Origin of the sequence: Methanosarcina siciliae T4/M (assembly GCF_000970085.1) — an archaeon.
Classification (GTDB): domain Archaea; phylum Halobacteriota; class Methanosarcinia; order Methanosarcinales; family Methanosarcinaceae; genus Methanosarcina; species Methanosarcina siciliae.
Genome location: NZ_CP009506.1, coordinates 3629442 through 3644860, shown reverse-complemented (window position 1 = coordinate 3644860; position 15419 = coordinate 3629442). Strand labels below are relative to the sequence as shown.

Sequence of the window (15419 nt, the reverse complement as noted above, 5' to 3'; positions counted from 1 at the left end):
GTCGCAGGCCGGAGTTATGGAAAAAACGTATAGAGCCCAAAAATGAGAAAAATGCTTTCTTCGTTTCCTGAGTTTCCAGACAGGCCTGCAGAACCGGCCTGACGAATGTCTTTCGGCATTGTGGCTTGACTCCGATTTATTACCTTAGCTCGCTTTTCGTTCATGTTATTCGATTTCATTTTCTATGTTAAAACAAGAAAAGGACTATGATGATTGAGGATGGACCGCCAGACATACCAGAAGATATACGGCTCCCTGCACAACTTTGGAGACGTTTTTCGCCTTTCAGAAGAATATTCCAGACCTGCGGGCATGCTTGCTACCATTCTTAACCAGAAGATCGTGAAAATGACAAGGTTCAAGCACAGGAGGATCTATTTCAGGGAAAAGGAGCTCTTTATGAGGTGGAAGCAGGGCAGGTCCATTCTTGAACTTGCGGAGTATACATTTTTCCCTCCGACACTCATGGCTTCCCTGATTCTCAAGAACTGCGACTTCTCCCGAAAAAGCATTAATTGGCTCTTCAAGCACCTCGACTGCATAGAAAACCGCCGCCTGAGAAAAGAGGTCAGAAAAGCCCTTGATGCCGATTATTTCTTTTCCCCCCGTGCCCATGAGATGCAGTGCAAAAAAGGCGAAATGGGGGAGGAGATCATCCGTAAATGGCTTGACGACAGGGAGATTCCCTACTGCACCGAAGCTGAAATCCGGGCTAAGGGAGACGGAAAAACCCCGGATTTCGTCCTTTCAACCCCTATCTGCATAGAAGACCGTATGGTCAGCTGGATTGAAAGCAAAGCCCTCTTCGGGGACGATTTCGAACACAAACATTACTCAAAGAAACAGTTCCGGGAGTATGCCAACATTTTCGGAGAAGGCATGGTTGTCTACTGGTACGGCTTCCTTGAAGACCTCTCCTCCGAAGACGAAGGCTACCTGATAAAAGACTACAGCTTTTTTGAGGGATACCAGGAGCAGACTGACGAATTGTTCAACTACCTTGTGTACTGGTAATAAAAGCCAAATAATGAAAGCCTTTTTACAGCCTTGTAATTGAGGACATGTTGGTAAGAGGGTCTTTTTCTACCTGGAAGACGTGGTCTGCGGAATCGATGAGGGAGTCGTCGTGGGAGACCACTATGATCTGGCCGACTCCGATGCTGCGCATCATGTCTATGAGTTTCAAGAGCTGCCTGATGTGCCCGCGGTCAAGAAAAACGGTGGGTTCGTCAAGGATCATGGGAGGGAGCCCATCGGCTTTATCTCCGCCAAAGCCCAGGGCAAGGAGCCTGTAGATGGCACAGCGCAGGACAAGGTTGAAGATTGCACGCTCGCCTCCGCTGAGGAGTTTGGGTTCAAGAGGTGTGCCGTCTTTTCTGTAGACGGTCAGGTTGTATTCGGGGTCAAGCTCGATATGGGAGTAAGCGTTGTTTGTGTACATGAAAGCAAACATCTCATTTAAGAGGACGGAAAGGGCGCCTATGTTCCTTGCCCGCATATCTGCCCGGACGCGCAGATAGGTATCTTCAAGCTCTTCGGCATTGCTGTAGACGGCTTCAAGGTAGAGCTGCCTGTTTTCAAGAGACTTGAATTCCTCTTTGAGTTCCCTGAGGCGTTTCAAGCTATTTTCAAGCATGCCGATTTCTTTGAGCAGGGTGTCTTTTTCTTCGGTTTTTTCCCGGATGTTCTCGGTGATTTTTGCCTGCGCCTGTTCAAACTGGGCTCGCTTCTGCTGGAGTTCGGAAAGCCTGTTTCCTTCCAGTTTTTCTCCCAGCTGCCTTGCCCTCTCACTGCGTTCAAGGATTTCACGGTCAAAGAAACCCACTTTTTCTGCAAGGTTCCTTATAGCAGCCTCAAGTTCGGAGATTTTATGTTTGATGTTTTCTATGCGGAGCAGGTTAACCTGGAGCTTTTTGGCCTGTACCAGGAGTTTTTCACTTTCAGCGTGGGCTATTTTGGCCTCATTTTCCATTTTCCGCGCAGCTTCGAGGGCAAGTTCAAGAGCCTTGAGTTTTTCTTTTGAGAGGTTTTCCTTTTCTGCAAGTGCCTTTAACTTATCATTTAGCTCCCCAAGTCTCTCTCCATAATTTTCGATAAGGGCAAGGGAAGTCCGGATTTTTCCGTTCAGGGCTTCGATTTCGGCGGTGTTTTCGGCAAACTTCCTGTCAAGAGCTTTTGCCTCACGGAGGGCATTTTCGCCTTCATTATGAGCTTTTTGAGCTTCGGCTTCCTTGGCCTGCAGGGCTTTAATGTCCGAAAGGAGCTGAGTCCCTGAGCTTTCAAGTTCCTGTTTTCGCTTATCAAGGTTCTCAAGTTTGAGGGAGTCTTCCTCTATCCGGGCCCTGTGTGTCTCAATCAGTTTGCCGGAAGCTTTTGCCTTCTCCTGAAGTTTTTCAATTTCAATATCATAATCCGAAATTCGCTTTTCCAGCTTCTTTGCATCCTTGAGCCGGGTGAGTTTTTTCTCAAGCTCCGCGTGCTGGAGTTTTATGTCCGCAAGTTCGGAGCTAAGTTTTTCCATTTTATCTTCGCATTCCTCGGCTGTACAGGCAATTTCTGACCCTTTGAGTTCCTGCCCGCAGGTGGGGCACTTCCCCGCAGCAAGCAGCTCCCGGTTTTTACGGAGGCTGTTTTCAAGTTCCCTTAGAGTAGCCTCAAGCTCTTTTTCTTTTCCATGAAGCCTGTTTTTGTTTTCCAGCAGGAGCTCGTTGAAATCTTCAAGGTTTTCGAGCTGGTCTGCGGCAAAACCAAGTCCCTGAAGCTCTGCCAAAACCTCGGACTTCTGCTCCTGGATATCCAGTACAGCTTTTGAGTTCTCCCTGAGTTCTTTTTCAAGAGCCTCGATTTCCGTGCTTCCTTTCCGGACTGCAGCCCCGGAGTTTTGAAGCTCCTTTTCGAGCTCGGCAAGGTTCAGGTCACAGGTTTCTTTTTCCTTAAAAGTAAGCCCGAGTTTTGTTGATACCTCGTTTTTCCGGTCCCTGAGAAGGCTTTCCTTTTCTTCAAATTCCTTTATCAACAGGGCAATTTCATCCGCGGCGCCTGAGCCTGCTTTAAAACCTGCTTTTTCTCCGAGCCCTTTGCTCTCCTCTTCAAGCTTCCTTATGTTTTCCCTGTACCCTTCAATTTCCTTATTTGCAGCCCCGATGCTGGTCCTGCACTCAAGCAGGGTGCGCTCAGCTTCAGTTTTTTCTTTTTCAAGCTCGCATAAGGCCTGCGAACCTGTTTCTTCTTCTTTCAGGAGGAGAGCAAGATCCTTTGACAAGGCATTTACCTTTTCCCTGGCAGAAGACTCCTCTTTTTCCTGCCGCAACAAAAGGGCTTCAATTTCAAGGTCTCCAAAACCGCAATCTTCTCTTAAACCGGCGTTTTCTTCCCCAAGTTCAAGCAAAACGCGCCTCTGACCCTGGACTTCTCCGGAAAAAGCTTCTTTTTCCTTAAAACAGCCGGCTTTATCTTCCTGAGTCTTCCGGATAGCCTCTTTCAAAACCTCAATTTCCTGCAGGCGTTCCCTGTACTCGGCAATCCTGAGGTCAAGTTCTCCTTTACGGGCAGCAGCATAATCTTTTTTCTCGTTAAGTTCTTTTAATGAGCCATCAGTTTCTTTCACCTTTTGCTTGAGTCCGTTTAGGGCTTTAACTGGCTCCGTACTCTCAATCCCTTCGATTTCGGCTTTCACACCCGAAAAGCTATTTTTTGTGTCCCTTTCAAGCCTTCGGACAGCTGTCTTTGCATACCCTGCCCTTTCGCGATATTCCTCAAGCTTTCCGAGCTGGAGCAGGTCGTCGATCATGCGCTGCCTGTCCTTTGGCTTTGCATTGATAAGCACGTCAATTTCCCCCTGCCGGATGTAGGCGCAGTTCCGGTATGCCTCTTCATCCATGTTCAGGAGGGCACAGACCTCTTCATAGGTGCGGGTTGCCTGGTCAACAATATTTTCTCCGTCAGCATAGAGCACACATTTTGAACTGGAAGCGTTTTCACTTTTTGAAGAGTACCTGAAAGCCTGCTCAATAAGATACTCCTTCCCGAGATGTTCGAAGCCCAGGTTGATTTTTGCATCCTCAGCTCCTTTGAAGATCATATCTGCAAGCACAAAGTCCTTTGAGAGGATCTTGCTCCCGAAAAGCCCCATAAAGCAGGCTTCGAGCAGGCTTGATTTCCCGCTCCCGTTTACCCCGGAAATGACTGTCACTCCGTCTTCGAAAGCGAAGTCCAGCTTTTTGTAGCTCCGGATGTTTTCTATGGACAGGTTTTTCAGCTTCACAGGTAATCACCAAGGTTATACTGTCTGGGTACGGCAGACTTTCCTTTTCCTTTTCTCTGGCTCTGTTTTACCGGTTTTGCAGCTTTATCCGGATCATGAGCAGGTTTTTCAACTCTATCCATGCCCTCTTTTTCAGAATCTGCCTCTACCCCACTCTTTTCAGGGATTTCTGATGAAACAATCTTCTCACACGACCCAAAGGTTTCAGGGGAGCCGGTATTTTCAAATGCCGGAAGGGGCTCAGGAAGTTCAGGGTTCACATCAGGGGCTTCACGGACCTTATCAGGAGCTTCATAACTCTTCTTGAGTGCTTCGTTAAGAGATTCAGAGTTTTTAATTCTGACAGGAGCCCGCAAGGTTTCGGTTTTGCCGGCAATTCCCGCCGCAAATTCAGTTTCTCCGGCAGGGTCAAGAGTTTCAACCTTTTCAGCCTCAACTGCCGGAATAGATTTTTCATGATTTTCAATTATGACAGAGCTTACATGGTCAGTAGAGCTTTCAGGACTAACAGCGCTGACCGGGTCAGCAGAACTTACGGTGTTTATAGGACTGACAGGATCAATAGAGTCTGTAGGACTTACAGGGCTGGCAGGGATCTCTATCCTGAAATCCGGGTCTTTGAAATCTATCGCTTCAATCAATCTCGAAAGCCGGTTCTCGGTTTCTTCGTCCACCCTTGACCTTGAAACGTCCGGGCTCCGGATGATCTCATCGACTATCAGCCCTCCGTCGTTTAAGCTCATCCTGCGTATCTCTTCGGCAACTGCATGGTCCGGGTCGGAAAATGCGACTTTCACAACCTCTTCGGGAAGGTTCTCTTTTATCCTGGCATCTTTCACCTTTGACACAAGAGCTCCTTTGCTTAACAGGTATTCTTCGATCTCGCTGAAAGAAAGAACTGAGTCTGAATCTCCTGAGATGTCCAGAAACACGACAGATTCGGGAATCTCTTCAAGATGTTCATTTATTGCAGAAAAGATCTGTTCGTAAGGCTTTTCTCCCCCATCGATTTTTGCCGTGATAAAAAGGAAATTACGGGTAGGGATGGTCCTCCTGCTGATCTCCGGCCCTTCCCCGGAAAGAGTGATAATATTGTAAGAACGGGGCTCGTTTTCAGACGCACTGTTGCGTTCGGTGCTTCCCGAGTACGTAGCCCAGGTCTCCCCTTCCCCTACCTTTATTTTCTCATATTTGTGGTAGTCCCCAAGGAGAATTGCATCAACCTTAAAGGGCAGGTTTTCAAGCACCTCGGCGCAGTCCCAGTCAGCATACGGGAAGGGCTGTACGATCTGGTGCATCACAAGGAGCTTCCTGCAGTTTTCCGGCAGGGACTCCGGTACTTCAAATCCTGAATAATCGTAAAGAGGAATTTTTGACTTGGGGACGCTGTCAATCCCGTAGATTGCCGTATCCCCGACAAGCTTCGGTGTTTTCCCGAGCCTTCCCGCAAGCCCCATCTCTTCAAAGAGGTCCAGCCACTGGGTAGTTTGCTTGCTCTCGTGGTTCCCGACAATTCCGAAAAAAGGTATGTTTGCAGCCTTCAACCGGGAGAGAATGTTCATAGTCTCAAGGAGGTCTTCAAGGGTCGGATTCCTCGAATCAAAAAGGTCTCCCGCATGCACAACAGCATCAACCTGCATGTCAACCGCATCCTGAATGACCAACTCAAAAGCCTTAAAAAAGTCCTGCCTCCGTACCTCGCTGTGGTACTGCCGGTATCCCAGGTGCGTGTCTGCAGTGTGGAGTATCCTTATTTCCCGGTCCATAATATCAGTCTCCAGTTTTTACGGTATAGGGATTTGTATATTAGTATTTAACTGATTTCCACAGACTCGTGGTTAAGAGTTCATGTTGATCCAGCGAAGCCTGAACATTGTTCTTATCATTTCGACCAACGCGCTGGAGTGGTTAGAACCGGAGAGCTACAAATAGATAAAAAACATTCACTTACACAGGAAAAATTAGACAATCAAATATTAGCTATGTTATCAATTCACTTCTTGCCAGCAAATTGTTTCTTGTACCTCATCATATAAAGCGCATCTATGTGATTCAAATCTACTCGTTATATAAAACATCATGGATTTTCAAATAAAAAAACACATATTACATAAATAATGTAAAGCGTTATTATAATCTGTCATTTCTATTATTAAATAAAAAAATTAAAAACAAATTTATTGCTTTTGACTGCAAAAATCAGGGCGAATAGCAAAAAATCAGAAACAGTCATGGTGATTAAAAGGTGGAAGAAAGATGATTCCGAACTACAGGTATAAACCCAGAACCTATTATATTATGGTTTATATTATAACCTATGCTCTCTGGTTTCCAGCGGCATATTTAAGTTTTCATGATGATAGTGGACTGTATATGTTATTAGCGTTACTAGGACTGATGGTACCTTTTTTTGTTGCACTATTTATGATATTTACATCCAAAAATTCGTATTTAAAAAAGGATTTTATCAATCGGTTTATTAATCTCAGGTTAATAAACCCAAAAGTGTTACTGGCATTTATGTTACTAATGCCACTCACTGTTCTGGCATCTATTTTTCTTTCTCTTCCATTTGGTGGATCGACTTCTCAATTTCAATTTGCTGAAGGATACTCTTTTTCATCAGGGTTTGTCCCCGCGTTTCTTACTCTTATCCTGGCTTCGATTTTTGAAGAGCTCGGATGGAGAGGATACGGCTTTGAAAGTCTGCAAAGCCGGCACACTTTCTTTACGGCATCGGTTGTTTTCAGTATACTCTGGTCGCTCTGGCACTTCCCGCTGATCTTTGTCAATGACATGTATCAGTACGTGATTTTCCACGAAAACATCTGGTATGCGGTGAATTTTTTTGTCAGCATCGTCCCTATTGGAGTGATTGTCAGCTGGATCTACATCAAAAACGGAAAAAGTGTTCTGGCAGCGATTCTCGTTCACATTTCCATCAATTTCTTGCAGGAAGCTCTGCAAATGACCCAATTTGCAAAGTGCATTGAAACAGTGCTTATTACTGTCGTTGCTGCAATTATTATCATATTAGACAAAGAGATGGCTTTTTCGAAAGAACATCTTACTACTGGGGTTGACGAGTTACCGAAAATGACAGGACCACGGGAGTTAACTGAGTGACAAATAATTCTACAGATCACTATTCCAAATTCCTTTTTATCTGGTTTGGACAATTCATCTCAATAATAGGTAGTGGCCTTACTATTTTTTCCTTAGGAGTATATGTATACCAACAAACCGGTACGGCTTCAAGCTATGTCTTTATACTCATGTGTGCTTTTTTGCCACCTTTTTTGCTAAAGCCCTATGGAGGTATACTGGCAGACCGTTATGATAGACGTTTAATGATGGTCTTCGGGGATTCAGGATCAACGCTCGGGCTTCTCTTCATATTTGTTATGATGCTGAAAGGCAATATTGAACTCTGGCAAATTTATCTTGGGATTGCAATCAGTTCAATTTTTTCAGCTTTTCAGGAACCAGCCTATAAGGCCCTGATTACGGATCTCCTGCCTGAAAATCAATATGCCAAAGCAAGTGGATTGGTGCAGTTAGCAAGTTCGGCTCAATACTTAATTTCTCCTTTTTTAGCCGGGATTATACTCACAATAATGGATATCAAATTTGTTTTTTTAATTGATGTTACCACTTTCTTAATTGCCAGCTCCATTGTTATATGGATAAGAAATACCCTGGGCAGAACACAAATTACGAAATCGGAACAAAACAACTTGGCTGACCTTAGAGAAGGTATTCAGGAATTTTCGAAAAATAGAGGCGTGGTTAATCTGATTATTACTATTATGCTCGTGCTCTTTTTTGTCGGATTGCTTCAATCTCTTATTATTCCGATGCTGCTAAATTTAACAACAGTAAAAGCGGCAGGGATCACTCAATCGATCTGCGCATCAGGCATACTGATCGGAAGCCTGTTTATCGGGGTATTTGGCAGCAAAAACAAACATGTAAAAACTTTATCTATCTCACTATTCATGTCAGGCTTATTTTTTGCCAATCTCGGACTTTCAACAAATATAGCTTTTGTCACTTTAGCAGGATTTATGTTTTTTGCCACATTGCCTTTTATTAATACATCTCTTGAAGTTTTAATTCGAAAAAATATTGATAACAGTAAACAGGGGCGTGTGTGGTCGATTATTTCTATGATTACTTATCTTGGCTACATCATAGCTTATGCAGTAGCAGGTTTTTTAGCAGACAAAATATTCAATCCGCTTTTAGAACCTGAGGGTTTATTGTCTGAAACAGCTGGTTCTATTATTGGAGTAGGAGAAGGCAGAGGAATTGCCTTAATGTTTATAATTTCCGGCTTAATGATTTCGGTGGTTGCTCTGTTGATCTGGCAAAATAAAAGAATAAAACAATTAGAAGATTTTGAAGGTAAGGGTGGTGAGCTATCCCAAAATAGATATTATGTTGAAACGTAAATTTAGAATTATCAGAAATCGGATACTAAATCCGTCAGAGTAAACCTATAAATTGAATTCATAGTATTTTTTTAGCTAATACCGCCTTCAGAATAGAATTCCTCACCCAACGCCAACTGTATAAAATAATTTAGCAGATTAAAAAGACTTTTATTCTCTAAATTCAAATAAAGCGTGAACTCAGACTTACACAGTTAAACAGAAGAGATAGCATGAAATTTCAAAAGGTCTCATAAGAATTTCTGTGACAGACCTGCCCACACTTTATTTTACTTCTAAAATACGTAAGTCCTGAGGATATAAACCATCGAATTTTATAATAAAGGGGTTATTAAAATGAGAAAAATGACAGAACAGCATCTGATCAATGCATTTGGTGGGGAAAGCCAGGCCCATATGAGGTATTTGCATTTTGCAAACCAGGCCGAAAAAGAAAAATTCACAAACGTAGCCCGCTTATTCCGGGCAATCTCCCATGCCGAATACGTACATGCAGGCGACCATTATAAAGCGTTGAAACACCTCAACGGGGGTTTTGTCGCAAACAGCATGGCAGCCTTTGGACCGGGGGATACCCTGAAAAACCTTCAACTTGCAATCGACGGTGAGACATTCGAAATAGAAGAAATGTACCCCGTCTACATAGAAGTAGCAAAGTTCCAGGAAGAAAAACTCGCGCAGAGAAGTTTCGAATGGTCCTATGCCACTGAAAAACTGCACAAACAGCTCTTTGAAAAAGCATTCGATGCGGTTAATGCAGGAAATGACGTCGACCTCGGGCCTGTCCACATCTGCGAAGTATGTGGGTACACTCTCGAAGGGGAAGCTCCAGATAGGTGTCCTGTGTGCGGTGCCGTGAAAGAGAAGTTTACTGCATTTAGATAAGAGCTTCTTACATTAGCTATTGGTTCCAGCTGAACCAAAAATAGAAGAAAGGGATTTTTGCCAGCCCCGGGCTGACCCCTCATTACCTTTTTTCAGGCATAGTCGGGATCTGCGCTCAAGCGGACTAAATAATAGATCTATCTGAGCCTTACAACCATATTCGCTATATTGAGTCGTTCCTGTTCCGCTCGACGAAGGAGAGCGGTCTTTCCCGAAAAGACAAAAAAGAGACCGAAAAATAAAGAGAGAGTGCCACTAAGTAAAGGTTACTAAAGATGTTTGTGAGTAAAAAAGAAGCATAAAAGGCTAAAACTGTATAAATTTCACTATCATTTCCCTTTCAAATCCGTTTTTTCTGTTTTTTGTGAAGGGCCGCCAGACAAGCTGGCGGAGGTGCTTATATGTATCTATAAATTTGAATGAGGTTCTCCGGCAAGATATGAATCCGTTTGTTTCTTTTTTATGTTGCAGTCGAGACAAGTTCATCTGCAAGGATAGAATTAATAAAACAAAAGATCCCAGTTTCGGATATTCGGATAATATCAACCGATAAATAAGGGACCACCTAAAACTCAAAAATCTCTCTTTTGAAGCTGGATTTTAAGCAACCAAGAAACTCAAACCTGAAAACAACCCTGAAAATGTCTATGCTTAAGAAAAAAAATGGATCTGGAGATAAGCCCAAAAATAAGTCTCCAAGCAGGATTTTCACCTGCGGAAAAGGGCAAAAGCCAATACGAGAAAAGAAAGCGCACCGGCAAGTGTAAAGGCTGGAGCGGATGCGGATGTGGAGGCAGGCTCTGTTTCTGAGGCTGGTTGCTCTTCAGAGGTGGGAGGTTCGCCTTCATAGTATTCGTTGGAAATATATGGATAAGCAACGGTGAATCCGCTGTTAACTAAAATTTTCCCCGTTTCAAAATCATTAATTTGATAAACAAAGTTAACTGGTATAGAACCACCAGCCCAATTTTCAGTAGGAATTACCGTCCATTCAAATACTTTAGAGGAGTCTTTTTCCATGACTTTTGAGCCATATTTATTCATTTCTTTCGTGAATCCATTCAAAATTACAAAATCTCCATCACCAATTTCACTTAACATTACCGAAACTTCTGATTTTTGGTAAACAGTGAGATTTATACTCACATTAAATGGCTCCCCTATTTTTAAAGTAGGTTTTGCAACTTCAGAGCCAGGCAATAATCTGTCATTGTAATAAACCTGCATTTCTCCATATGGACTGCTTGCAGAAGATACGTTTGGAAATACCACCAAACATATAAGGAATCCTAAAAATAGAGTTTTTATTTTCATTTTATCCACCAATCTTGTTTATAGCTCAACAAATCCAACTGATTTTTCTGAATAGCCCCCTTCTTTATCACCGACACCTTTAGGGCCAGTTCCAACAATGGTAGACGCATATCCATTTATTTGGAATTGTATCCTTGAATTTTCACCTAACCAAATGCTACTTCCATCTGGATTCTTTTTATAAGGATGGCTTATGTGTTCATACTTTCTAACATATTTCTGCCCTTTATGCCCAAAGTAAGGCTTTGGGATCACTTCATTATCATTATCGACAAGAGTAAACGTCTCGTACTCTCCTTTTACCTCATATGTCCACACATTAACCGTAAAAACCCAATGCGGTGGCAATACCGGAAGCCCACAAGGAACAGCTGCCATTGTCCTGTCCAGCCTTTTTGTAACTCTGTCAGCTACCTCTCCCGAATACATGTCCACGGTTTCGTTTGTCAGGCTTTTCAGTTCACCATCAATATGTTCAAAAAGAATATCAATTGTTTCCCCTTTGCTGGCCGTAACCGCACAGATGCCGTTTGCAACACCGATTCTAACATCCGTATCGACTCTGTTCAGGGTGGCTTCAAGCTCGTCAGGTTCGATCGGAGGATTTGAGTTCCGAATATCGGTTTTTACGATGGAGGCAAGTTCGGTTGCTAACTGGTCCGTGGTAGATTTTTCAATAATCTCTTCATCGGAGAGGCTGTTAAGATAGCCAGCTGTGACTGCACGGACGCGGGTTTCTTCTATCCAGCCGGAAACAACAGGATTTGAACTCACCTCAGCGACTACCTCTTCAGTAATCTGATATCTCATTTCCCGAGCATAGACCAGTTTCAGGTTGTAGACCTCTGTGTTAAGGCGGGCTGTGTCCAGAGAAACTCCCTGTTCGCTGAGGTTCTGCTCCAGCAGGTTAACTTCCGTGTTCAGGGTGGAAATACTCCGGCTGATCTGCTGGGAAGTTTCGGTTTTTACGTATTCACCGCTTGAAGAGATGGCATCTGCAATTTCTTCGGAGACGTTGGCCGTAAAAATGCAGGTGTTCCGGACACCGAGGGGGTAGGTGATTTTCCCGTCCATGGAATCAGCCCATTCGTATTCTCCTCTCAGGTCGAAGTCAGGGTCATGGTAGAGGTAGTTCGGCTTCTGGTCAACGATGAGGGTCAGGTTTTCGGTCCAGTTGTATTTACTTTCGGGCTGGCCGGTGACTTTCATTGTAGAGATTATGCCCATGTCCTGCCCGAGAGCAGAAGCAGCCTTTTCCATTGCAGGGTTATCGAAAAGGGTCATGGGACCTGAGGTCACGCTGTCAAACGCACCCGTGCTGAGGCCTTTTTTCCCAAGGGCATCGAGAATATAGGAGTTGAGGTCAGAGTCCAGTTTTTTGTTTTTCTGCTCGATATCTTTAAGCAGCCTGTTGTAGGCTTCGTTTCTTGCAATATAACGGGCAGAGTCGCTGCAGACGTACATCTTTCCGGTGGGGGTGAGGTGCTGTGCTTTGTTTACGTAGGTTTCCCGGCTTGCTTCAAGGTCATGAAGGAGTTTTTCGGCAGTTTCCACCTGGAGGTCGGTCGGGTCTTCTCCGGGGGATTCGAGGAGCGAGTAGCTGAAGTTCAGTTTGTCTTTTTCGATGGCATCAAGCATTGCCAGCACTTCTTCAGCCATTACCCTGTGCAGCCAGGGTGGGATATCGCAGTTGACGGCACGCTCTGAGAGATACATTCTGTCGGGATAAGTCAGGAAAGTGCTTTCGAGCGTCCTGATATCCACATAGGCGGCCCTGTACTTGTCTGCAGCATCGGAACAGCAGGGGTCAAACTTTTCTTCACCGGCAGTATACAACAGGGTTGTTTTTCTGTATTCTCTTTCTACAGGGTCGGTATAGGTTGACAGCCCGGTATAGCCTCCGGTGGGAGGTCGCTGGTGATAAATTACTGTAAGGTTTTCGGATTCGGTTTCTGTATGGTAGAAAGACTCCGGATCGGTTTTGCTAACGGTTTCGGAGTCCGAGCCTCTCGATGTGCCGTAATTTGCTTCTATGGACGTACTGCCGTCCTCATTATGGCTGACAGTATGCCAGACATACGTGTATTTGTAGTCGTAATCGATTTCCCACTTAGTCCTGATGCTGTAATATATATCATAACGGATGCCCCAATCAAAGATGTGATCCTCACTACTGAGATATCCGTCATCAGTCCTGTGTTCGGCAACAAGCTGGTCATTAGCCCTGTACTCGTAGTGAGGCTCAACTCTCAGGTCGGACATCTCCACAGACTTCAGGTTTACAGAGGCGTCGGTAACCTGCCAGCTTTTCAGCTTTCCTTTTGGAGGGTCGATTGATGGGTTCACTGCCTCAGAATAGGAGTTTGTAACAGAGTCATTCCAGGAGTAAGAGGGAACACGCGACCCTTCATGCGTGCCTGATACAAAATAGTCGGATTCCCAGCTGACAGTGTGCCCGCTGTATGATACCGAATTTCGGTCAAAATCCTTTGTAATTGCTGAAGTCAGAGGGACAGGAGAATTGAAGCCGTCCCTCAGGATCTGGCCCTGGACAGGAGCTGTGTAAACGCTGTCGGCAACATCGTGGATAAGGTCAGGGGTTTCCTCGGCCCACACATGGTCATTGAAGACCCAGCCATCGAGAACTCCTTCCGTATAGTCTGAGGCTGAAACTGTTATTTCCGAATATTCGGAAAGCTCGTCATAGGAGATGTTCACCTCTTCAAGAGACTGTTCTATGCCTTTCTCCACATCCAGGGAAAAAGACCTGTTTGCTGCAAGGGAAGAGTATGCAGTCGTAAGGTTTACTCCTTCATCTGCCTCATAGAAGGACACAGAAGCGCTCGACTCAGCCGTATTTAAACCGGTCGTATTAAAACCGGTTGTATTCAAATTGGTAGAATCCAACAGGCTTGGACTGGTTTTTGAATTGCTGGAAGCACAGACGTCTTCATACAGGACCTTTCCGTTGTAGTAGGTTGTATATGTAAGGGCCAGGGGGTCAACCGAGTCAAAAACCCGTTTTTGAGTGTAGAGCGTGGCCCCGTTAACCGAACTTGCAAGGGCAGGATTGGTCAGGATGTTCAGAGGCCCGTTTGCATAGTGCTGCCAGGGGCCGTAGATAAAAGTCCTCAGGTTTGTCGCCCCGAGCACGATATTTGAAGTAGAGTCCAGGCTTGAGGAGGTTCCGAGGGCGGTTTCATATTCCCTTACAAGTTCTTCAAGCAGAGGTTCCCTTGAGGGGATAAGGGTAGAGAGGTTCATACTCAGATTGTACGTTTCTCCGGATTCGAGATCCACAAGGGTGTAATTCAAAACAGGGACTTCGAAGATGTAGTAGATCGTGTATTTTTTGTTCGTGTATTTTTTATCATCAGAGGAAATTTCCCTCTGCAGGGTCCCGTTAACTTTTCTGACCTTTATCTCTTCGGGGGTTATGTCAGGTTTGACATTAATGGCATATTCCAGGAAAGTGTGGCTGTTGCTCTGGTAATTTGCCAGAAGCAGTTGATTAAAGGCCTCTGCAGTAATGTCCTTTATGGGACTTGCTTCGATCCGGAACCAGTCCGAAGCTTTGAGTTCGTCCCCGTAATAAAGTTCGATGGATGCGTATCCGGCTTTTGCACTTTCCGGGACTTCCAGGTATTCTTCAAAGGAAACTTTCTGAAAAAAACCGGTAGCCTTCCCATAGTTCACACGTTTGATTTCCCGTCCTGCGGAGTCGTTTACGATCAGAACAACGTCCCTGTTTTTCCAGAGGGATTCGATTTCACCCCAGACATCCGAAGGCAGGTTTATGGAAATTTGAAGAGTATCCCCTTTCTCAAGGTTCTGGTTTTGCGGGGTTACCATAAAGTTGTCTTCAGAAAACCTCTCAACCGGAGAGCCCTCGGGCAGGATAACGGGGTGTTCGCCCTGCCATTCCAGAGCCTCCATTCCTGCATAGTTAAGGCAGCGAGCAAGGTCGGATGCCGCAAGGGATATCGCTGTCTGTCGGGGGTCGCTTTTCTCGGTAGTATAGATTGTTTCGGCAACCTCACTGTCCATTTTCAGAAGATACACAGAGGTGAAGGTTGCGGCAAGGACAATGAAAATCCCGATTATGGAATAAGGAATATAGGCGCGGGTATCCTGAAAAAAGTAGGAACATTTGAGAGATCTTTCTCCAGCTATATGCTTCACCCCGGAAAAATAAACGAACAAATAATTGAGATTTTTAAAGTAAAAAAATATTACATAGTTAGATGCATAAATACTTTACTTTAGATTGGAAAGAATTAAAATTAAAAGAAAAGATTTTGATGGTTAAAAACCAGCAGAGAACCAAAAACTAAGTAACATAAAAACATCTGAAACAAAACATTTAAACAGGGAAAAAGCAGAATAAAGAAAAGATTGACCATTTTTATTTGCTAATTTTTTTAGTTGAGATTTTCCATCTTTTATTGAAACCATCTTTTATTGAAACCATCTTTTATTGAAACCATCTTTTATTGAAACCA

General features: G+C 44.2%; 8 protein-coding genes. 4 read left to right on the top strand and 4 right to left on the bottom strand.

Annotation, left to right across the window (positions count from 1 at the left end; genetic code table 11):
- Window positions 1-219: 219 nt before the first annotated feature.
- Window positions 220-1014, top strand: coding sequence for a C15orf41 family protein (locus MSSIT_RS15190; RefSeq protein ID WP_048173427.1), 795 nt, complete (start codon window positions 220-222; stop codon window positions 1012-1014).
- A gap of 25 nt (window positions 1015-1039) precedes the next feature.
- Here MSSIT_RS15190 and MSSIT_RS15185 read toward each other — a convergent pair whose 3' ends face one another.
- Complete coding sequence (locus MSSIT_RS15185; RefSeq protein ID WP_048173426.1) at window positions 1040-4264, bottom strand: DNA double-strand break repair ATPase Rad50; 3225 nt, start codon at window positions 4262-4264, stop codon at window positions 1040-1042.
- Complete coding sequence (locus MSSIT_RS15180; RefSeq protein ID WP_048173425.1) at window positions 4261-6030, bottom strand: metallophosphoesterase family protein; 1770 nt, start codon at window positions 6028-6030, stop codon at window positions 4261-4263. The genes MSSIT_RS15185 and MSSIT_RS15180 overlap by 4 nt, the downstream gene beginning before the upstream one ends.
- Window positions 6031-6520: 490 nt before the next feature.
- Between MSSIT_RS15180 and mmrce1 the strand changes: the two genes are divergently transcribed.
- From mmrce1 to MSSIT_RS15165, 3 genes are all read left to right on the top strand, one after another.
- Window positions 6521-7390, top strand: a complete 870-nt coding sequence (gene mmrce1, locus MSSIT_RS15175; protein WP_048173424.1) for an MmRce1 family CPBP family CAAX prenyl protease — start codon at window positions 6521-6523, stop codon at window positions 7388-7390.
- Window positions 7387-8718, top strand: a complete 1332-nt coding sequence (locus MSSIT_RS15170; RefSeq protein WP_048173423.1) for an MFS transporter — start codon at window positions 7387-7389, stop codon at window positions 8716-8718. Before mmrce1 ends, MSSIT_RS15170 begins: the two co-directional genes overlap by 4 nt.
- A 336-nt stretch (window positions 8719-9054) precedes the next feature.
- Entirely contained in the window at window positions 9055-9603 is a 549-nt protein-coding gene (locus MSSIT_RS15165; RefSeq protein WP_048173422.1) for a rubrerythrin family protein, read from the top strand.
- Window positions 9604-10311: 708 nt separating this feature from the next.
- On the opposite strand, the gene MSSIT_RS15160 is transcribed toward MSSIT_RS15165, so the two are convergent.
- Together MSSIT_RS15160 and MSSIT_RS15155 are read right to left on the bottom strand one after the other, a co-directional pair.
- Entirely contained in the window at window positions 10312-10917 is a 606-nt protein-coding gene (locus MSSIT_RS15160; protein ID WP_048173421.1) for a sarcinarray family MAST domain-containing protein, read from the bottom strand.
- An 18-nt stretch (window positions 10918-10935) separates the two neighbouring features.
- A complete protein-coding gene (locus tag MSSIT_RS15155) occupies window positions 10936-15099 on the bottom strand; it encodes a DUF7286 family protein (RefSeq protein WP_048174919.1) in 4164 nt (1387 codons plus the stop codon).
- Between the last annotated feature and the right edge of the window lie 320 nt (window positions 15100-15419).

What these genes read in the sequence shown, in the direction of transcription:
- MSSIT_RS15190 (WP_048173427.1), top strand. Translation starts at nt 220, where the DNA reads ATGGACCGCCAGACATACCAGAAGATATACGGCTCCCTGCACAACTTT.
- MSSIT_RS15180 (WP_048173425.1), bottom strand. Translation starts at nt 6,030, where the DNA reads ATGGACCGGGAAATAAGGATACTCCACACTGCAGACACGCACCTGGGA.
- mmrce1 (WP_048173424.1), top strand. Translation starts at nt 6,521, where the DNA reads ATGATTCCGAACTACAGGTATAAACCCAGAACCTATTATATTATGGTT.
- MSSIT_RS15165 (WP_048173422.1), top strand. Translation starts at nt 9,055, where the DNA reads ATGAGAAAAATGACAGAACAGCATCTGATCAATGCATTTGGTGGGGAA.
- MSSIT_RS15160 (WP_048173421.1), bottom strand. Translation starts at nt 10,917, where the DNA reads ATGAAAATAAAAACTCTATTTTTAGGATTCCTTATATGTTTGGTGGTA.